The sequence below is a fragment of the Gallaecimonas sp. GXIMD4217 genome (assembly GCF_038087665.1).
Taxonomy (GTDB): domain Bacteria; phylum Pseudomonadota; class Gammaproteobacteria; order Enterobacterales; family Gallaecimonadaceae; genus Gallaecimonas.
Genome location: NZ_CP149925.1, coordinates 1,590,007 through 1,610,044 on the forward strand (window position 1 = coordinate 1,590,007; position 20,038 = coordinate 1,610,044).

The following is a 20,038-nucleotide window of genomic DNA, read 5'->3' on the forward strand; positions in this document are numbered from 1 at the left end:
CGCTCCTCGGAGCGGCCTTTTCGTATTAAAAAAAGAGAGTCTTTTATGACCCAGAAGATTAAGTCAGCATCCCTTGTGGATGCGCTGATCCCAGTGTTGATGCTGATCGGCCTGCTGGCCGCAGCTGTGACCCTCTATGGCGACAACTCATCCTATGGCCCCAACCAGATCGCCTTGCTCCTCTCTGCCGGCGTGGCCGCTATCATCGCCTTGAAAAACGGTTACAAATGGCAAGTCATCGAGAAAGGTATCGTCAAGGGGATCTCCATCTCCCTGGGCGCCGTGTTGATCCTGCTGGCCGTGGGCTCCCTGATCGGTACCTGGCTGCTGGCCGGCACGGTGCCGACCCTCATCTATTTCGGCCTCAAGGTGTTGAGTCCCAGCATCTTCTACGCCGCCAGCTGCCTGATCTGCGCCATAGTGGCGCTCAGCATCGGCTCCAGCTGGACGGTGGCCGCCACCATAGGTGTGGCGCTGATCGGCGTGGCCAACGGCCTGGACATGTCGCTGCCCATCACCGCCGGTGCCGTGGTTTCAGGTGCCTATTTCGGTGACAAGATGTCGCCCCTGTCCGAAACCACCAACCTGGCCCCGGCCGTGGCCGGCAGCGAGCTGTTCGAGCACATCCGCCACATGATGTGGACCACTGTGCCGTCCATCGTGCTGGCCCTGATCATCTTCCTGCTGCTGGGCATCAATGCCGGTGGTGAGGTCTCTTCCGACCGCATCAGCGCCATCCAGCAAGGCCTGCAGGCCCAGTTCGACATTTCCCTGCTGCACCTGGTGCCCCTGGTGGTGCTGCTGACCCTGGCCCTCAAGCGCATGCCGGCCTTCCCGGCGGTCTTCATCGGCGCCCTGGTCGGCGGTGTCTGGGCCATGATTTTCCAGCCCGACATGGTGCTGCTCCAGGCCGGCGGCGAGCAGGGCGGCCTGGTCACCTCCCTGAAGGTGATCTGGCAGACCCTGTTCGACGGCGTGTCCGTGGAAACCGGCAATGCCGATCTGGACAAGCTGCTCTCCGGCGGCGGCATGTCGTCCATGCTCAACACCGTCTGGCTGATCATGTGCGCCATGACCTTTGGCGCCGTCATGGAACACACCGGCCTGCTGCACCGCCTCATCGAAGGCCTGCTGGCCGGCGCCAAGAGCACCGGCTCGCTGATCGCCACCACCCTGGGCACCTGTTTCGGCACCAATGTGCTCACCGCCGATCAGTACATCTCCATCGTCATGCCGGGCCGCATGTTCAAGGAGGCCTACGAGGAGCGTGGCCTGGCCCCGGTCAACCTGTCCCGGGCCCTGGAAGACGGCGGTACCATCACCTCGCCGCTCATTCCCTGGAACACCTGTGGCGCCTACATGCACTCGGTGCTGATGGTTTCGCCCCTGGACTATTTCGTGTACGCTTTCTTCAATCTGATCAACCCGTTGTTGGCCCTGGTCTACGGTTTCCTTGGCATCAAGGTGCTCAAGCTGACACCGCCCCAACAACAGCAGTAACATTATCTAAGAGCCCGGCAGCGCCGGGCTTTTTACTGGAGGTTCCATGGCAAACAAACCCGTTAAGCGCCTTGCCGATTATCAGGCCCCGGATTTCCTGATCGACAGCGTCGAACTCTGTTTCGAGCTGGACGACCACCAGACCACCGTCAGGGCGGTGTCGCAGATCCGCCGCAACGGCAGCCACCGACGGCCGCTGGTGCTGGACGGGGAGGGCATGGTGCTCAAGGGCGTGGCCCTGAACGGCGAAGCCGTCAGCGACTACCGGCTCGACGACACCAGCCTGGGCATTGCCACCGAGCTGGATGTCTTCACCCTGACCGTGGAGACCCAGCTGGATCCGGCCGCCAACACCCTGCTGGAAGGCCTCTACAAGTCCGGCGGCGCCTTCTGCACCCAGTGCGAGGCCGAGGGCTTTCGCCGCATTACCTATTTCCTGGACAGGCCGGACGTGATGGCGGTCTACACCACCAAGGTGATCGCCGACAAGGCCTGCTATCCGCAGCTGCTGGCCAACGGCAACGCCATCGAGCGGGGCGAGCTGGACGACGGCCGCCATTTCGTCACCTGGCAGGATCCCCATCCCAAGCCCTGTTACCTCTTTGCCCTGGTGGCCGGCGACTTCGATTTGCTCAAGGACGACTACACCACCGCCTCCGGCCGCCAGGTGGCCCTGGAGATCTACGTGGACAAGGGCAGGGCGGCCCAGGCCAGCCATGCCATGACCAGCCTCAAGGCCGCCATGAAGTGGGACGAGGAAAACTACGGCCGCGAATACGATCTCGACATCTACATGATCGTGGCGGTGGATTTCTTCAACATGGGTGCCATGGAGAACAAGGGCCTCAACATCTTCAACGCCAAGTACGTGCTGGCCGATGACGACACCGCCACCGACCAGGACTACGACAACATCGCCGCCATCATCGCCCACGAGTACTTCCACAACTGGACCGGCAACCGCGTCACCTGCCGGGACTGGTTCCAGCTCAGCCTCAAGGAAGGTCTGACCGTGTTCCGGGACCAGCAGTTCAGCGCCGACTGGACCCGCTCCGAGGTGGGCCGCATCAAGGAGGCCAGGGTGATCCGCACCCAGCAGTTCGCCGAGGACGCCGGCCCCATGGCCCACCCCATCCGCCCCGAGGCGGTGGAGGAGATGAACAACTTCTATACGGTCACCGTCTACAACAAGGGCGCCGAGGTGATCCGCATGCTGCATCAGCTGCTGGGCAAGGACGGCTTCAGGAAGGGCAGCGATCTGTATTTTGAGCGTCATGACGGCCAGGCGGTCACCTGCGACGACTTCGTGACCGCCATGGCAGACGCCAACGGCCGGGATCTCAGCCAGTTCCGACTCTGGTACAGCCAATCCGGTACCCCCGAGCTGACCCTCACCGAGCACTGGCAGGATGGCCGGTACCGGCTGACCGTGGCCCAGCACACCAGGCCGACCGCCGATCAGGCCGACAAGGTGCCCCTGCAGCTGCCGCTCAGCATCGAGCTCATCGGCGATGCCGGCAACCAGGAGCTGACCCTGGACATCACCCGGGCCGAGCAGAGCTTTGAGCTGGGACGTTTCGAGCGCAAGCCGCTGCTGGCGCCGCTGTGCGGCTTCAGCGCCCCGGTGCGGCTGCATTTCGAGCAGGGCGATGGCGAGCTGGCCGATTTGATGCGCCAGGCCAGCGACACCTTCGTGCGCTTCGATGCCGCCCAGCGCCTGGTCGAGCGCATCGTTCTGGCCCGGCTCAAGGGCGAGGACCACAGCCGGGCCATGGGCCTGTGGCTGCATGCCCTCAAGACCCTCTGTGACGACATCAGCCTGGATCCGGCCCTCTTGGCCGAACTGCTGACGGTACCGGCCCTGCCGACCCTGATGAACCTGAGCGACGACATCGATCTCGATGGCCTGATAGCGGCCAGGACCATGCTGCACGGCGCCCTTTTCGAGGCCATGGAAAGCGATCTGGTCCGTCTCTACGAACGCGCCAAGGGCCGGGACAATGCCGGCAGCCGCGCCCTGGCCAATGCCGCCCTGGTGATCCTGGCCAAGGGCGGGGAAGGGCACCTGGCGGTGCACCAATACCAGCATGACGACGGCATGACCCTGCGCCAGGGAGCCCTGAACGCGGCCGTGGCCGGCGACATCCCGGAGCTGGATGCGCTGCTGGCCGACTTCGAGGCCCGTTTTGGCGACAACCCCCAGGTCATGGACAAGTGGCTGATGGCCCAGGCCCAGCGGGCCGACGCCCTGGAGCGGCTGCCGGCCCTGACCGAGCATCCGGCCTTCGACTGGCAAAACCCCAACCGTACCCGGGCCCTGATCGGCACCTTCGTGGCCCTGAATCCCCAGTGCCACAGCCAGGCCGGCTATGACTACCTGGCCCAGGTGCTGCCCAAGCTCGATGCCATCAACGGCCAGGCCACGGCCCGCATCGTCACGCCGCTGCTGCAATGGCGCCGTTTCGACGAGGCGCGCCGCTTGGGCCTGGAAGCGCTGCTGAAGGGGCTGGGGAGCCGGCCCGGGCTCTCTGCCGATCTGGCCGAGCTGATTGGCAAGGCCCTGGCCTGACGTCAAAGGGGCCGCGGTGGCGGCCCCCCTTTGTGATGCCAAAGCACCATTTCACCCTCAACCTCAGCGCCCAGCAGGTGCTGGAGCTCTACCGCTACCCGGACTATCGCCTGCTGGTACGCACCCAGGCCAACCGGCGCCTCTCCATTCCCTTTCGCCACTTCCGGCCCCTGGTCACCCAGGCCGGCCTGAGCGGCCGCTTTGAGGCGGTCATCGATGGCAGCCGACTGATCGAGCTCAGGCGCGTTTAGCATTCCTTCACTTTGGTTACAGATTGTTGTCGGAGGTGTGACCTGTTATGCTGCTTGAGCAGCACCGCAGTTCGTGCACAAAAAAGCATCAAAACCCCATGTTTTCAGCGCCTTGAGGTCAGCTACCGGCTTGCGGTCTGACCACTAATGTTGTAAACATGTTTGGAAATGGGCGCCATAAGCCCTGATAACAACAACTGCTCATGCTTACCTGCAGGGACAGGGGGAGAATTTCATGAATAATAGGCCTCGTCATTTCGCCAGGCATCCGCTGGCGAAAGGGGTAGCGGCAGCCATGCTGGCCTTGATTGCCCAGCCAAGCTACGCCGTCAACTTTACCTTGGGTGATGAAGATCAGGTTGAAGTCAGCTTTGACTCCACCTTCTCCTTGGGCGCCAGCTGGCGTACCGAGAAGCGCGACCTTTCCATGATCGGCAAGGCCAACCAGCCCCAATTCGACTGGCAGGGACTCAACACCTTCAGCCAGGCCGATGTCTGGAATGCCACCGGCGCCTATTCCACCAACGGTGACAACGGCGATCTCAACTTCGACCGTGGCGACAACTTCAGCACCGTCCTCAAGGGCCTGCACGAGCTGAACGTCCGTTACGGCGACGTGGGCGCCTTCATGCGCGGCATGTACTTCTACGACTTCGCGCTGATGGATGGCGACCGCGCCTGGAACAATTCCCTGTCCGGCTCCGAATCCGACCCCTGTCGCGATGACGAGGCCAAGGATCTGGCCTGCCGCGACGTGCGCCTGCTGGATGCCTTCCTCTATGGCGACTTCTACTTCGGCGAGTACGACGACATCGTGCTGTCGCTGCGTGCCGGCCAGCAGGTCGTGAACTGGGGTGAAAGCACCTTCATTCCCCACGGCCTGGGCGAGATCAACCCCATCGACGTCTCCCGCCTCAAGGCGCCGGGCGCCGAACTCAAGGAAGCCTTCATCCCCATCGGCGCCATCAAGGCCTCCCTGGCCCTGGGCGAGAACTGGACCCTGGAAGGCTTCTACCAGTACGACTGGGAGCACATCTGGGTCGACGCCCCCGGCACCTACTTCTCCACCAATGACTTTGCCGGTGAAGGCGGTTACTACAACAATGTCCAGTTTGGCTTCGGCGGCCGTGCCGACGTCGACCTGGATTTCATGATCAATGCCCTCAACGCCCAGGGTAACGATCCTGCTGCCATCACCCAGACCCTGCTGGGCCTGAGCACCCAGGCGGCCCTGCGTCCCCGTGGCGACAAGGGCGAGCGTGAGCCCAGCGATGACGGCCAGTTCGGCCTGAAGGTGAACTACTATTCGCCCGAGCTCAACGACACCGAATTCGGCCTCTACTATGTGAACTACCATAGCCGCCGGCCGATCATCTCTGCCACTGCCATGGATCTGACCAAGCTCGGTAATGATGTGGCCTTTATCGCCGGCCTCAACGGCGGCCTCAACGACCAGAACATCTTCGAGCTGCAGTCCTTCACCTCCGGTTTCCTGGAGTATGTGGAAGACATCCAGATGTACGGCTTCAGTTTCAACACCACAGTGGGTGAGACCGCCCTGTCCGGTGAGATCACCCACAGGGTCGACGAGCCGATCCAGGTCGACGATATCGAGCTGGTCTACGCCGCCTTCGGCGAGCAGCTGGCCGGTCCCGCCGCCCAGGCCATCGGCGGCAGCCTCTACAACCCGGCCCTGGCCGGCATTTCCCAGCTGAGCCCGGACCGCGGTGGTGATTATGCTGCCGGCGAATACGTGCAGGGCTTCCGCCTGGTGGACACCACCCAGGCCCAGTTCACCCTGACCCACCTGTTTGGCCCCACCCTGGGTGCCGACAGCCTGGCCATGGTGTTCGAGGCCGGTGGCATCAAGATCGCCAGCATGCCCGAGCAGGACGAGCTGCGCTTCAACGCCCCCGGTACCGACAGATCCGGCCCCATCGCCGGCAAGGAAGGCCTGGCCCTGGCCCTGCAGGACGGCGTGGAAACCAACCCCTTCCCGGATGATTTCGCCTGGGGTTACCGCCTGCTGGCCAAGCTGGACTACAACAATGCCTTTGCCGGCGTGAACGTTTCGCCGCGCATCTTCTATTCCCACGATGTCGAGGGTACAACGCCGGATCCGCTGTTCCTGTTCGTTGAAAGCCGCAAGTCCGCCTCCGTGGGCGTGAACTTCGACTACCAGTCTCGCTGGTCCGTGGATTTCAACTACAACGCTTTCTGGGGCGGCAAGGGCACGGCCAACCGCCTGAAGGACCGCGATTTCGTGTCCCTGAGCGTCAAGTACTCTATTTAAGGACGGGATGACAATGATTAAACCAGCAATTATCTCTTCCATGGTGGCACTGGCGCTTGCTTCCAGCGGTGCCATGGCCAAAGCGACACCGGAAGAACTGCAGAAACTGGACACCGTGCTGACCCCCATGGGCGCCGAACGCGCCGGCAGCGAAGACGGCTCCATCCCGGCCTGGGAAGGGGGCATCCTCAAGGCGCCGGCCGGCTACAGCAAGGGCGACCACCACCTGGATCCCTTTGCCGATGATCCGGTGCTCTACACCATCACCAAGGCCAACCTGGATCAGTACCGCAACCTGCTGAGCCCGGGTCAGCTGAAGATGTTCGAGACCTACCCGGACACCTTCAAGATGAAGGTCTACCCGACCCGCCGCAGCGCCTCCTATCCCCAGGCGGTCTACGATGCCACCAAGAAATACGCGGCCATTGCCGAACTGGTGGAAGGCGGTAACGGCGTCAAGAACACCGCCCTGGGCATTCCCTTCCCGATGCCCGAAAACGGTCTGGAAGCCATCTGGAACCACATCCTGCGCTACCGTGGCCAGGCCGTGACCCGTTACGGTGGCCAGGCGGCCCCGACCGCCAGTGGCGACTACACCCTGATCAAGTTCGATGACCAGCTGATGCTGAAGTATTCCGAGCCGGGCGTGACGCCGCAGGATCTGGAAGAAACCAACATCCTGTTCAAGTTCAAGCAGAAGGTGGCCGAGCCTGCCCGTCTGGCCGGTACCGCCCTGCTGGTACACGAGACCATGGATCAGGTGAAGACGCCCCGTCAGGCCTGGACCTACAACACCGGTCAGCGCCGCGTACGCCGGGCCCCCAACGTCGCCTATGACGCCCCCGGCACCGCCTCCGACGGCCTGCGTACCACCGACGATTTCGACATGTTCAACGGTTCGCCGGATCGCTACACCTGGACCCTCAAGGGCAAGCGTGAGCTGCTGATCCCGTACAACGACTACAAGCTGCATTCGGACAAGGTCAGGTACGAGGACATCCTCAAGGCCGGTCACGTCAACCCCGAGCTGGTGCGCTATGAGAAGCACCGCGTCTGGGAAGTGGAAGCCAACCTCAAGGATGGCCTGCGCCACATCTACAAGAAGCGCGTCTTCTTCATCGATGAGGATTCCTGGCAGATCAGCGTCGCTGACATCTACGACAACCGCAACGAGTTGTACCGTGTCGCCATGGCCCACGGCGTCAACTACTACGAGGTGCCGACCCACTGGTCCACCCTGGAGGTCTATCATGACCTGCAGAGCCGTCGCTACATCGCCATCGGCCTCGACAACGAGGAACGCATGTACGATTTCGACGCCAAGCTTCAGGACAAGGACTTCACGCCGGCCGCCTTGCGCCGCGAAGGCCTGAGGTAAGCAACAGGCGGCCGGCACAGTCCGGCCGCTTTTTTTACTGAACCTGTTTAGAGTTTTGACTCCATCCTATGAATGACAGTCGCGTATGGATCCTGGGCCTGGCTCTGCTCTGCAAGCAGGCGCTGGCCGCGGATCCGCTCAATACCCCGGCCTATCCGGCCGAACGCCTGGATCGGGTGCTCTTTGCCGACATCACCCAAGCCGGTGACAAGCTGGTTGCCGTTGGCGACCGGGGCGTCATCGTCAAGGGCGACGATGCTGGCTGGCAGCAGCAGATGAGCCCGGTCGCCTCGCTGCTGACCAAGGTCAGCTTCCTCGACGCCAGCACCGGCTTCGCCGTCGGCCATGACGCCACCATACTGCAGACCCGGGACGGCGGCGTGTCCTGGCAGATACGCCACCGCGAGCCCGAGCTGCAGCGGCCGCTGCTGGACGTGCTCTTCCTCAGCGAGCACGAAGGCATCGCCATCGGCGCCTATGGCCTGTTCCTGAGGACCACCGACGGCGGCGCCAGCTGGCAGCGGGAGCTGCACCAGGGCTTTTTGAGTGCCGACGACCAGGCCTACCTGGACGAGGTCAAGGAAAGCTCGGAAGAGGACTACCGCTATGAACTCGACGGCATGCTGCCGCACCTCAATGCCGTGGCCCGGGACGGGCAGGGCAGGCTGCTGCTGGCCGGCGAAATGGGCCTGGTGGCATTGTCCGAAGATGACGGCAAGAGCTGGCAGCGTCTGGACAGCGGTTACCAGGGCTCCTTCTTCACCGTCACGGCGGTTGATGACGGCCAGTGGCTGGTCGGCGGCCTGAGGGGCAACCTCTACCGCAGCGACGACAACGGCAACAGCTGGAACAGGCTGCGCTTCGACGGCCAGGCGACCATCAACAGCCTGGACAGGCAGGCCAACGGCCAGATCCTGATGACCGGCAACGACGGCAGCGTCTTCGTCAGCCATGACGGCGGCTATTTCTTCCTGCCCCTGGCCAGGGAAGTGGCCGGCCTGACCCTGGCCGCCCAGCAGCAGGGCAACACCCTGGTGGTTGCCACAGAGCAGGGCATCAAGACCCTGAGCACGGATAACAAGGAGACGCCATGAGTCTCAACAGTCTTGTCGGCCGCATCGAGCTCATCATCTTCCGGCACCGGCCGGTGGTGATAGGCCTCTTTGCGCTGCTGACCCTGTTCTTCCTTTATATGGCCAGCCAGCTGCGCCTGGATGCCGCCTTTACCAAGAACATTCCCCTGGCCCACCCCTACATGCAGACCTATCTGAAGCATCAGAAGGACTTCGGGGGCGCCAACTCCATCCTGATCGCGGTTCGCGACAAGAACGGCGATATCTTCAACGAGGATTTCTTCAACACCCTCAAGGGTGTTCACGATCAGCTGTTCTTCATTCCCGGCGTCGATAGGGTGCAGGTGAAGTCCATCTTCTCGCCCTCGACCCGTTTCACCGAGGTGGTGGAAGACGGCTTTGCCGGCGGCCCGGTGATCCCGGCCGACTTCAAGGCCAATGCCGCCGGCCTGGCCAGGGTCAAGGCCAACATCGAGAAGGCCGGCATCATTGGCCGCCTGGTGTCCGAGGACTTCAGCTCCGCCATGGTCACCGCCCAGCTGATGGACTTCGATCCCGGCACAGGTGAGAAGATCGATACCATCGCCTTCGCCGCCAAGCTGGAGGCGGAGATCCGCGCCAAGTACCAGAACGACGATATCGACATCCACATCATCGGCTTCGCCAAGATGATTGGCGACGTGGCCGACGGCGCCAAGGACGTGGTGATCTTCTTCGCCCTGGCCATTGCCGTCACCGCCATCATGGTGTATTTCTTCAGCCATTCGCTGCTGCTGACCCTGCTGCCCCTGGCCTGTTCGCTGATCGCCGTATTCTGGCAGCTGGGCCTGCTGACGTTGATCGGCTTCGGCATCGACCCCATGTCGATCCTGGTGCCGTTTTTGGTGTTCGCCATCGGCGTTTCCCACGGCGTGCAGATGATCAATGCGGTGGGCAAGCGGGTGGCCGACGGCATGGATGCCAAGACCGCGGCCGAGGGGGCCTTCCGTCGCCTGCTGATCCCCGGCGGCGTGGCACTGCTGTCCGATACCATCGGCTTCATGACCTTGCTGGCCATCGACATCGGCATCATCCGCGAGCTGGCCATCACCGCTTCCCTGGGGGTGGCGGTGATCATCCTCACCAACCTGCTGTTGCTGCCGGTGCTGCTGTCCTACGTGACCTTCTCCGAGCGCTACCAGGCCAAGGTGCGCAGGCCCAATGCCTTTGCCGAACGCTTCTGGCTGCTGCTGGCCGGCTTCGCCAGGCCGGGCAGGGCGGCGGTGGTACTGGTGACGGCGGCGCTGCTGTTCATCGTCGGCTATGTGCATGGCCAGAAGATGCAGATCGGCGATCTCCATGCCGGCGCCCCGGCCCTGCACGAGAGCAGCCGCTACAACCAGGACACCTTCATGATCACCGACAGGTTCGCCATCTCGGTGGACTGGATGTCGGTCATCGTCGAAGCGGCGCCGGAGTCCTGTACCTCCTTCGAGGCCATGAACGCCATCGACCAGTTCCAGTGGCGCATGGAAAACGTGGCCGGGGTGCAGTCCACCATCAGCCTGCCGTCCGTGGCCAAGATCATCAACGCCGGCTACAACGAGGGCAATCCCAGGTGGCGGGTGCTGTCACCCAACCAGCAGACCCTGGTGCAGTCCATCGCCCGGGTACCCACCAACTCCGGCCTGCTCAACGGCGACTGTTCGGTGATGCCGGTGATCCTGTTCCTGGAGGACCACAAGGCCGAAACCATCGCCCGGGTGGTCAAGGCGGCCAAGCAGTATGGCGCCGAGTTCGGCAACGACCAGCTGCAGTTCAGGCTGGCCTCGGGACCGGTGGGCGTCATGGCCGCCACCAACGAAGCGGTGGCCGCCGCCCAGACGCCGATGATGCTTTACGTTTACGGCGCCGTCATCCTGCTGTGCCTGCTCAGTTTCCGCTCGGTGCGGGCCACCATCGCCGTGGTGCTGCCCCTGTACCTGGTGTCCACCCTGGCCCAGGCGCTGATGGTGGAGCTGGAGATCGGCCTGACCGTGTCCACCCTGCCGGTAATAGCCCTGGGCGTCGGCATAGGGGTCGACTACGGCATCTATATCCTCTCCAACATGAGCGAGAAGCTCCACGAAGGGGAGAGCCTCTACGAGGCCTACCTGGATGCGCTCAAGGAAAGGGGCAGCGCGGTGTTCTTCACCGGCGTCACCCTGGCCATAGGGGTGTCCACCTGGTTCTTCTCGGCCCTGAAATTCCAGGTCGACATGGGGGTGCTGCTCACCTTCATGTTCCTGGTCAACATGCTGGGCGCCATCCTGGTGCTGCCGGCCATCATGGCGCTGATGTTCCGCAAGCCGAAAACCCCCTGAAACCCCAGCGCCGCCCCCGGGCGGCGCTTTTTTCTGCAAACTGGTCACACCAGGGTCCAAGGGCCCTAAATTTCCCGCAGCCCCTCTCGCAACTGCTGTCATAAAGGCATAGAATTGCCTGAGCCTTTACGTGGCGGTAAAGTCGCGTCAAACAGGCTATTTTTTCATCAAATAATAGGGGTAGAGCGGTCATCCGCTACGCAGTACCTAAGGAAAGAGAGTCATGGCACTGATCGACGGTCATTCATCCGTACTGCTTGATAACGTCTGTAAACTCATTCATTCCAAAGTTTCCTCCGACCGAGCCCCTCTTGTCGCTTCTTTTGTTCAGAAACTCTACGGCACCATGTCAGTTGACGACTTCCAAGGTCGCAGCGACTCCGACCTCTATGGCGCGGCCATGAGCCTGTGGAACAGCCTCGAACACAAGAAAGCCGGTGAGAGTTTTATTCGCGTCTTCAATCCGGAAGTGTCCAGGCATGGCTGGCAATCCAGCCACACCATAGTGGAGATCATCCACGATGACATGCCCTTCCTGGTGGACTCGGTTCGCATGGCGCTCAGCCGCCACGGGGTAACGGCCCATCTGCTGCTGCACATGCCGATGGGACTGACATATGATGACAGTAACAAGGTTCAAGCGATCCATTCACCGAACGAGGTCGAGGGCGCCCGCGCCGAGACCGTTTTCCTCATCGAGATCGATCGCCAGACCGAGGAAGGGGTCATCAAGGCCCTGACCGAGGAGCTCGATTCCGTGCTCCGGGATGTCACCTTGTCCGTCAACGACTGGCAACCCATGCGCGCCAAGCTGGACGAGGTCATTCACCGCCTCGAGAAGGAGAAGACCCCGGCCAGCCAGGAAGAGCTGGACGAGTCCGTCGCCTTCCTGAAGTGGGTCGTCGACCACAACTTCACCCTGATGGGCTACCGCTACTACGAGATAGCGCCGGTCGAGGGTGACATCGAGATCCGCCCCCACCTCGACACCAGCCTGGGTCTGATGGGCGCCTCCGAGAAGGGCCATGTCCGCGCCCTGTCCAGCCTGGGCGAGAGCGCCCGGGAAGAGGCACTGAACAAGAACCTGCTGGTCCTGACCAAGACCAACTCCAAATCCCGCGTGCACCGCCCCGCTTACATCGACTATATCGGCGTCAAGCGCTTCGATGCCAAGGGCAAGGTGATCGGCGAGGATCGCTTCATTGGCCTGTACGCCTCCAGCGTCTACAACAACTCGGCCATGCAGATCCCCCATATCAAGCAGAAGCTTGACCGCATCATGGCCGGCTCCGGCTTCGCCAAGGGCAGCCATGCCTACAAGGCGCTGCTGAACATCCTGGAAACCTATCCGCGGGATGAGCTGATCCAGGCCAAGGAGCACGAGCTGCGCCAGATCGGCCTGGGCGTGCTGCAGATGCAGGAGCGGGACATGACCCGGCTATTCATCCGCAAGGATGTCTTCGGCCGTTACTACTCCTGCATGGTGTTCGTGACTAAGGAACGCTACAACACCCAGCTGCGCATCGACAGCCAGAAGATCCTGGCCGAGGCCCTGGGCTCAGATGAAGAAGTGGAGTTCAACACCTACTTCTCCGAATCCGTACTGGCCCGCACCCATTACCTGGTGCGCGTCAAAGACACCGATACCGACATCAACGTGAAAGAAATCGAAGCCAACCTGATCGAGGCGGCCCGCTCCTGGGAAGACAAGCTGGAAGCGGTACTGCTGTCCCACCATGGCGAAGCCATGGGCAAGAAACTGACCCGCAAATACGTGCAGGCCTTCCCCCGTTCCTACAAGGAAGAGGTGGTGCCGGGTACTGCCGCCGTCGACATCGCCCAACTGGAGGCCCTGTCCGACGAGCACCAGCTGGGCATGCTGTTCTACCGCCCCCAGGAAGCGGCCGACACCCGTCTGGTCAAGCTGAAGCTGTTCCACAAGGACCAGCCCATCTACCTGTCCGACGTGCTGCCGATGCTGGAAAACATGGGCCTGCGCATCATAGGTGAGCGCCCCTACCAGGTGCAGAGTGCCGACGGCCATCCCTACTGGGTGCTGGACTTCGCCATGGAGCACGTGGGCCGCACCGAGCTGAACCTGGAAGAGAGCCAGCATCGCTTCCAGGAAGCCTTTGCCCGGGTCTGGTCCGGTGACTTCGAGGACGACGGCTTCAACCGCCTGGTGCTGGGCGCCGGCCTGACCGGTCGCGAAGTGGTGATCCTGCGCGCCTACGCCAAGTACATGCGCCAGATCGGCGTCACCTTCAGCCAGGCCTACATCGAAGAGACCCTGGACAGGTATCCCGACATCGCCACCATGCTGGTCAAGCTGTTCAGCAAGCGCTTCGATCCCAAGAAGCCCGGTACCGAGAAGCAGCTGGAGAAGCTGGAAAGCCAGATCATCGAGGCCCTGGAGCACGTCTCCAACCTGGATGACGATCGCATCATCCGCGGCTATGTGGAGCTGATCAACGCCACCATCCGCACCAACTTCTTCCAGGGTGATGCCGACGGCAACGAAAAGCCCTACATCTCCTTCAAGGTCAGGCCCAGCGAGATTTCCGACATGCCGCTGCCGCTGCCGGCCTTCGAGATCTTCGTCTACTCTCCGCGGGTCGAAGGCGTCCACCTGCGCGGTGGCAAGGTGGCCCGTGGCGGCCTGCGCTGGTCCGACCGCCGCGAAGACTTCCGCACCGAGGTGCTGGGCCTGGTCAAGGCGCAGCAGGTGAAGAACACCGTGATCGTACCCGTGGGTGCCAAGGGCGGTTTCGTCTGCAAGAAGCTGCCCACGGAGGGTGGCCGCGAAGCCTTCTTCCAGGAAGGCCAGGAATGCTACAAGACCTTCATCCGCGCCCTGCTGGACATCACCGACAACATCGTCGACGGTGAGGTGGTCCATCCCCAGAACGTGGTTCGCCACGACGAGGACGACACCTACCTGGTGGTGGCGGCCGACAAGGGCACCGCCACCTTCTCCGACATCGCCAACGGCATCGCCGAGGAATACGGCTTCTGGCTGGGCGACGCCTTCGCCTCCGGCGGCTCCATCGGTTACGACCACAAGAAGATGGGCATCACCGCCCGCGGCGCCTGGGAATCCGTCAAGCGCCATTTCCGTGAGCTGGGCGTCGACTGCCAGAGCACCGACTTCACCTGTATCGCCATCGGCGACATGGCCGGTGACGTCTTCGGCAACGGCATGCTGCTGTCCAAGCACACCCGCCTGGTGGCGGCCTTCAACCACATGCACATCTTCATCGATCCCAACCCGGATGCGGCCAAGAGCCATGAAGAGCGCAAGCGCATGTTCGAGCTGCCCCGTTCCACCTGGGAGGACTACAACAAGGAGCTGATCTCCGAAGGTGGCGGTATCTTCAGCCGTGCCGCCAAGTCCATCAAGCTGACTCCGGAAATCAAGAAACTGGTCGGCACCAAGAAGGCCAGCATGACCCCCAACGAGCTGATCAAGGCGTTGCTGCAGGCCGAAGTGGACCTGATCTGGAACGGCGGTATCGGCACCTACGTCAAGGGCAGCAGCGAGTCCCACGCCGAAGTGGGCGACCGTGCCAACGATGCGGTGCGCATCAACGGCAAGGAGCTGCGCGCCAAGGTGGTGGGCGAGGGCGGTAACCTGGGCCTGACCCAGCTGGGCCGTATCGAATATGCCCTCAATGGCGGCCGCATCAACACCGACTTCATCGACAACGTCGGCGGCGTGGATTGCTCCGACAACGAGGTCAACATCAAGATCCTGCTCAACAGCCTGGTCAACAGCGGCGATCTGACCCGCAAGCAGCGCGACCAGCTGCTGTACGACATGACCGACGAAGTGGCGCTGATGGTGCTGGAAGACTGCTACGAGCAGACCCATTCCATCTCCATCACCGAGCTGCGTGGCGGCGGCGCCCTCAAGGAGCAGATGCGCTTCCTGCACGAGCTGGAGAAGGCCGGCAAGCTGGACAGGGCCCTGGAGTTCCTGCCCACCGACGACGAGCTGGCCGAGCGCGCAGCCCAGGGCCGTGGCCTGACCCGTCCCGAACTGTCGGTGCTGATCGCCTACGGCAAGATGGTGCTGAAGGAGCAGCTGGTGGTGCCGGAAATCACCGAAGACGCCTTCCTGAGCCGCCTGCTCAAGACCTCCTTCCCGCAGGTACTGCAGGAGCGCTTCGCCGACGCCATGGAGCAGCACCCGCTGCGCGGCGAGATCATCGCCACCCAGCTGGCCAACCGCATCACCAACGACATGGGCCTGAACTTCGTCTCCCGCATGATGGACGAAACCGGTGCCACCGTGGCCGAGATCGCCGCCAGCTACGCCATGGCCGCCGAGGTATTCAAGCTGCGTGAGCTGTGGAACGACATCACCGCTCTGGACAACCAGATCGACGCCGATGTCCAGACCGAGCTGCTGTTCGAGGCCCGCCGCACCGTGCGCCGTGCCGCCCGCTGGTTCCTGCGCAACCGCGACAAGGGCCAGAGCATCGAAGAGGGTATCGCCTCCTACGCCGAAACCTTCAACGATATCGCCGAAAAGCTGTTCGACTACGTCACCGAAGACGAGCAGAAGGGCATCGCCAGCGCACAGCAGAAGCTGGAAGACAAGGGTGTGCCGGCGACGGTGGCCGAGCGTGTCAGCCGCCTGTCCAGCCTGTTCTCCACCATGGATATCGCCGAAGTGGCGGTCGACCAGGGCAAGCCGGTCAACCTGGTGGCCAACACCTACTACAAGCTGGGTGCCCGCCTGGGGCTGCACTGGTTCCTGGATCAGATCAACCGCCAGCCGGTGGACAACCATTGGCAGGCCCTGGCCCGCGCCTCCTACCGCGAGGAACTGGACTGGCACCAGCGCATGCTGACCTCTGCCGTGCTGGGCCTGTGCGACGACGCCTTCTGCCAGACCGAGGAAGTGGTCGATACCTGGCTGGAGGAGAACGACGCCATCCTGACCCGCTGGAACCAGATGCTGGCCGAGTTCCGCTCCACCCAGAGCCACGAGTTCGCCAAGTTCTCCGTGGCCCTGCGTGAACTGGGCATCCTGATCCACAACTGTCAGCCGGTGCACGCCGCCTGATCCCGTTAGACAATGAAAACCTCGGCCCAGGCCGAGGTTTTTTTTGGAGAAAAACCATGTATTCGCTGATGCGCAACGTCCTGTTCAAGTGCGACCCCGAATGGTCCCACGATTTCACCCTGGGCCAGCTCAAGTGGCTGGGCCGTTCGCCCCTGAAGGGCCTGCTGGGCCCCAGCATCCAGGACAAGCCGGTGCAGCTCCTGGGCCTGACCTTCAGCAACCCGGTGGGCCTGGCCGCCGGCCTCGACAAGAACGGCGCCTGTATCGATGCCTTTGCCGCCATGGGCTTCGGCTTTATCGAGGTCGGTACCGTCACCCCCAGGCCCCAGCCCGGCAACCCCAAGCCGCGCCTGTTCCGGCTGCCCGAGGCCCACGCCATCATCAACCGCATGGGCTTCAACAACGACGGCGTCGACCAGCTGGTGGCCAACGTCAAGGCCGCCAACTACCGGGGCGTGCTGGGCATCAACATCGGCAAGAACAAGGACACGCCGGTGGAAGAGGGCACCCAGGACTACCTGATCTGCCTGGACAAGGTCTATGAGCTGGCCTCCTATGTCACCATCAACATCTCCTCCCCCAACACCCCGGGCCTGCGCAGCCTCCAGTACGGCGAGGCCTTCGACGAGCTGCTCTCGGCCCTCAAGGCGCGCCAGGGCGAGCTGGCCGAAAAGCACGGCCGCTACGTGCCGCTGCTGGTGAAGATAGCCCCGGATCTGAACCTGGAAGAACTCAAGTCCATCGCCGATTGCCTGCTCAGGCACCGGATGGACGGCGTGATCGCCACCAACACCACCCTGGATCGGGATCAGGTGGCGGATCTGCAGCACGGCCAGGAGGCCGGCGGCCTGTCCGGCCGGCCGGTTCGCAGCAAGAGCACCAGTATCATCCGCGAGCTCAAGGCCATGGTCGGCGAGGCCCTGCCCATCATCGGCGTGGGCGGTATCGACTCGGCCGAGGCGGCCCAGGAAAAACTGGATGCCGGCGCCGCTCTGGTGCAGATCTACACCGGCTTCATCTATGAAGGACCCGAGTTGATCAAGAGGATCGTCGACGGGATCAAATGATCCTTTCTCGATCCCTTGACATTTTAGAAAAACCTTTAAATTTCAGGATCATGCTGTATAATTTTTAGCATGTGTCAGGGAGGCGCAAGCATGATTCTGGAGCCGAAACACGACTGGACATGGCATTTCGACGACGCCACGGACCGCCTGGAGTTACATCTGGGCGAGCTGTGCTTTGTCACGCCTTATCACGCCAGCCTGTTGATACCGGATGCAAGGCGAGGCGCCCAGTTCGACATGGACGACGCCGACTACTACCGGCAGGTACTGGAGGCGCTGGCGCTCAACGAGGGCTGGTCCGCCCCCGAGCGGGTGCAGATCGCCCTCAACGCCTGCGCCATCCGCCGCTTCGCCAAGCCGACCATGCCCAGGAGCTGGTTCTTCGCCGAGAACCCCCAGGGCCGAGCCCAGGTGCAGGGGCCGGCCCTGCTGTCGTTGCAGACCCCCTTTGGCCGCGGCCAGTGCCTGGCGGTGGAGTGCTTCGACAGCAGCACCCTGTGCATGCTGCTGGAGGCGCCCCTGGCGCTGTCGGAGCGCAAGACCATGGCCCCCTTCGACGTGGTCAAGGTCATGAACGACCGCCTCTGGCCCTCCCAGTGGCAGATCAGGCGCAGCCAATACCGGGCCGTCGGTTAACCGGCGGCCTTCACCAATGACAGGGGCTTTTGCGCCTCGCGTTTCAACCATTGCCTGAACGCCCTCACCAGGGGCTCCTTCATCCGCCACCCCTTGCAGCCGAAGGTAAAGACCAGATCCGTTTCCGCCTGGGGCCAGGGCAGGGCCACCAGCCGGCCCAGGCGAATGTCGTCGGCGACGATGAAATCCGGTGCCAGGGCGATGCCCTGGGCGCAGATGGCCGCCTCTATGGCCAGCAGCAGGTGACTGAAACGGCGCCGCCTGGCCCCGGCCGGCAGGGCGATACCGGTCTTCCTTTCCCAGAGCTGCCAGTCGGTCGGCCAAGTCTCCTCCACCACCTCCAGGATGACCGGGCTGCCCGCGCCTAGGGCCTCGGGTGCATCCGGCATGGCCATATGGGGTGAGCAGACCGCCACCAGCCGCTCCCGGTGCAGCGGCTCGCCGACAAAGCCCGGGGGCAGGGGCCCATGGGTGATCAGCAGCTCCGCCTGGCTGCGTTCGATATCGGCCAGCTCCGCCTTCATCTCCAGCTCCAGATGCCAGTCCGGGTGACGGCTCTCGAACTTGGGCAGCCTCGGGATCAGCCACTTGGTGGCAAAGCTGGAAAACACCGCCAGGCGCAACCGCACTCCCTCTTCGCCGCGTAGCTGGGCGGTCAAGCGCCCGATCTCCTGCAGCAGGGGGCTGATCCCGGCAAAGTAACGCGTTCCGGCCTCGGTGAGGAGCTGGCGCCGTCCCTGGCGGCTGAACAGCGGCTCACCCAGATAGGCCTCCAGTGTCCTCAGCTGGTGGCTGACGGCACTGGCGCTGATGTTGAGTTCCTGGGCCGCCTGTTGGAAGTGGCCGAGCCGGGCGGCGGCTTCGAACACCTGCAGCGCCCGCAGCGGGGGCAACCTGTTCATTATTTAGAATTACTCAAGTGAAAGGCTGATAAGTCAATTTTTCTTAAATGCTAACAGGGCTAGAGTGCGGCCTCCAGCACTAAGGAGGTCCCATGTCACAGTCTCTGCTTGCGCTGCTGATCCTGATCGGCGGCAATGTCTTTTCCACCCTCTATGACGTGGTGATCAAGGCCCTGGGCGAGGGGGCACCTGTGTTCCTGTTCCTGGTGCTGCGCCAGGGCATGGCGACGCTGCTGCTGTTGCCCAGCTGGCAGCGCCAGCCCAGGGCCAGGCGTTTCCACGGGCCCGCCCTTCGCCTGCATGGGCTGCGGGCGGCGGTGGCGCTGCTGGGGGCGGTGGCGCTGATCCAGGCCCTGACCCATTTGCCGCTGGCCACCGCCAGCGCGCTGTTCTTCTCGGCGCCGCTGCAGACGGTGCTGCTGGGGGCGCTGCTCTTTGGCGAGCGGCCGGGCCGGATCACCACCCTGGCCACCCTGCTGGGTTTTGTTGGCGTGCTGGTGATCCTGAGGCCGGGCGAGATCAACCTGTACGGTATCCTGGCCTTCCTGGCCGGTACCAGCCTGGCGCTGTCCAACCTGCTGCTGCGCCGCCTGCCCCAGGAGGAAAGCAGCACCAACACCCTGCTGATGATGCAGGTGCTGGGGTTGCCGGTCCTGGCGCTACTGGCCTGGTTAGAGCAGGGCAGCCTTTCCTGGCACCTGGTCGGCGTGGCGGCCCTGGCCAATGGCCTGCTGCTCATCTACCAGTGGTGCTGCGTGCGGGCCTACCGGCTGGCGCCGGCCTCGGACATCGCCAGCGGTGAATTCGCCGGCCTGTTGTTTGCGGTGCTGTTCGGTCTGTTGTTCTTCGGTGAGGTGCCGGATCTGCCCATGCTGCTGGGGGCGCTGCTGGTGGTGGCGCCGATGATCTGGGCGAATCGTCGCCGTCCGGCCGCGGTAACGGACTGACAATCTTTG

At 63.0% G+C, this 20,038-nt stretch carries 12 protein-coding genes; 11 read left to right on the plus strand and 1 reads right to left on the minus strand.

From position 1 onward, the window contains the following. The first annotated feature begins 45 nt into the window (after positions 1 to 45). From nhaC to WDB71_RS07855, 10 genes are all read left to right on the plus strand, one after another. Positions 46 to 1,500 (plus strand): Na+/H+ antiporter NhaC, encoded by a 1,455-nt coding sequence (nhaC, locus tag WDB71_RS07810; protein ID WP_341504089.1) that lies wholly within the window; start codon positions 46 to 48, stop codon positions 1,498 to 1,500. Between the two features lie 46 nt (positions 1,501 to 1,546). Next, positions 1,547 to 4,069: an aminopeptidase N gene (pepN, locus tag WDB71_RS07815; protein WP_341504090.1), complete on the plus strand. Its 2,523-nt coding sequence runs from the start codon at positions 1,547 to 1,549 to the stop codon at positions 4,067 to 4,069. Between the two features lie 35 nt (positions 4,070 to 4,104). Beyond that, positions 4,105 to 4,320, plus strand: a complete 216-nt coding sequence (locus tag WDB71_RS07820; protein ID WP_341504091.1) for a DUF2835 family protein — start codon at positions 4,105 to 4,107, stop codon at positions 4,318 to 4,320. 295 nt (positions 4,321 to 4,615) lie between these two features. Then, positions 4,616 to 6,613: a DUF1302 domain-containing protein gene (locus tag WDB71_RS07825; protein WP_341504092.1), complete on the plus strand. Its 1,998-nt coding sequence runs from the start codon at positions 4,616 to 4,618 to the stop codon at positions 6,611 to 6,613. A 13-nt stretch (positions 6,614 to 6,626) separates the two neighbouring features. After that, positions 6,627 to 7,991 (plus strand): DUF1329 domain-containing protein, encoded by a 1,365-nt coding sequence (locus WDB71_RS07830; RefSeq protein ID WP_341504093.1) that lies wholly within the window; start codon positions 6,627 to 6,629, stop codon positions 7,989 to 7,991. Between the two features lie 68 nt (positions 7,992 to 8,059). Continuing rightward, on the plus strand, positions 8,060 to 9,085 hold the full coding sequence (locus WDB71_RS07835; RefSeq protein ID WP_341504094.1) for a YCF48-related protein: 1,026 nt from the start codon (positions 8,060 to 8,062) through the stop codon (positions 9,083 to 9,085). Next, positions 9,082 to 11,406 carry an MMPL family transporter gene (locus WDB71_RS07840; protein ID WP_341504095.1) on the plus strand — a complete coding sequence of 775 codons (2,325 nt, stop codon included), beginning with the start codon at positions 9,082 to 9,084 and terminating at the stop codon, positions 11,404 to 11,406. Before WDB71_RS07835 ends, WDB71_RS07840 begins: the two co-directional genes overlap by 4 nt. Positions 11,407 to 11,752: 346 nt before the next feature. Then, positions 11,753 to 16,477 carry an NAD-glutamate dehydrogenase gene (locus WDB71_RS07845; protein WP_341504096.1) on the plus strand — a complete coding sequence of 1,575 codons (4,725 nt, stop codon included), beginning with the start codon at positions 11,753 to 11,755 and terminating at the stop codon, positions 16,475 to 16,477. Between the two features lie 56 nt (positions 16,478 to 16,533). Next, the gene (gene pyrD, locus WDB71_RS07850) at positions 16,534 to 17,544 is read left to right on the plus strand and encodes a quinone-dependent dihydroorotate dehydrogenase (protein ID WP_341504097.1); all 1,011 of its coding nucleotides are present in this window, start codon (positions 16,534 to 16,536) and stop codon (positions 17,542 to 17,544) included. 90 nt (positions 17,545 to 17,634) lie between these two features. Next, positions 17,635 to 18,180: a cell division protein ZapC domain-containing protein gene (locus tag WDB71_RS07855; protein WP_341504098.1), complete on the plus strand. Its 546-nt coding sequence runs from the start codon at positions 17,635 to 17,637 to the stop codon at positions 18,178 to 18,180. Here WDB71_RS07855 and WDB71_RS07860 read toward each other — a convergent pair. Then, complete coding sequence (locus tag WDB71_RS07860; RefSeq protein WP_341504099.1) at positions 18,177 to 19,082, minus strand: LysR substrate-binding domain-containing protein; 906 nt, start codon at positions 19,080 to 19,082, stop codon at positions 18,177 to 18,179. The two genes, WDB71_RS07855 and WDB71_RS07860, sit on opposite strands and share 4 nt — an antisense overlap. A gap of 92 nt (positions 19,083 to 19,174) precedes the next feature. Between WDB71_RS07860 and WDB71_RS07865 the strand changes: the two genes are divergently transcribed. Next, positions 19,175 to 20,029, plus strand: coding sequence for a DMT family transporter (locus tag WDB71_RS07865; RefSeq protein ID WP_341504100.1), 855 nt, complete (start codon positions 19,175 to 19,177; stop codon positions 20,027 to 20,029). Positions 20,030 to 20,038: the final 9 nt, after the last annotated feature.

Bases quoted from the DNA above. Each gene is read 5' to 3' on its own strand.
- nhaC (WP_341504089.1), top strand. From the start codon at position 46: ATGACCCAGAAGATTAAGTCAGCATCCCTTGTGGATGCGCTGATCCCA.
- pepN (WP_341504090.1), top strand. From the start codon at position 1,547: ATGGCAAACAAACCCGTTAAGCGCCTTGCCGATTATCAGGCCCCGGAT.
- WDB71_RS07820 (WP_341504091.1), top strand. From the start codon at position 4,105: ATGCCAAAGCACCATTTCACCCTCAACCTCAGCGCCCAGCAGGTGCTG.
- WDB71_RS07825 (WP_341504092.1), top strand. From the start codon at position 4,616: ATGCTGGCCTTGATTGCCCAGCCAAGCTACGCCGTCAACTTTACCTTG.
- WDB71_RS07830 (WP_341504093.1), top strand. From the start codon at position 6,627: ATGATTAAACCAGCAATTATCTCTTCCATGGTGGCACTGGCGCTTGCT.
- WDB71_RS07835 (WP_341504094.1), top strand. From the start codon at position 8,060: ATGAATGACAGTCGCGTATGGATCCTGGGCCTGGCTCTGCTCTGCAAG.
- WDB71_RS07840 (WP_341504095.1), top strand. From the start codon at position 9,082: ATGAGTCTCAACAGTCTTGTCGGCCGCATCGAGCTCATCATCTTCCGG.
- WDB71_RS07845 (WP_341504096.1), top strand. From the start codon at position 11,753: ATGTCAGTTGACGACTTCCAAGGTCGCAGCGACTCCGACCTCTATGGC.
- pyrD (WP_341504097.1), top strand. From the start codon at position 16,534: ATGTATTCGCTGATGCGCAACGTCCTGTTCAAGTGCGACCCCGAATGG.
- WDB71_RS07855 (WP_341504098.1), top strand. From the start codon at position 17,635: ATGATTCTGGAGCCGAAACACGACTGGACATGGCATTTCGACGACGCC.
- WDB71_RS07860 (WP_341504099.1), bottom strand. From the start codon at position 19,082: ATGAACAGGTTGCCCCCGCTGCGGGCGCTGCAGGTGTTCGAAGCCGCC.
- WDB71_RS07865 (WP_341504100.1), top strand. From the start codon at position 19,175: ATGTCACAGTCTCTGCTTGCGCTGCTGATCCTGATCGGCGGCAATGTC.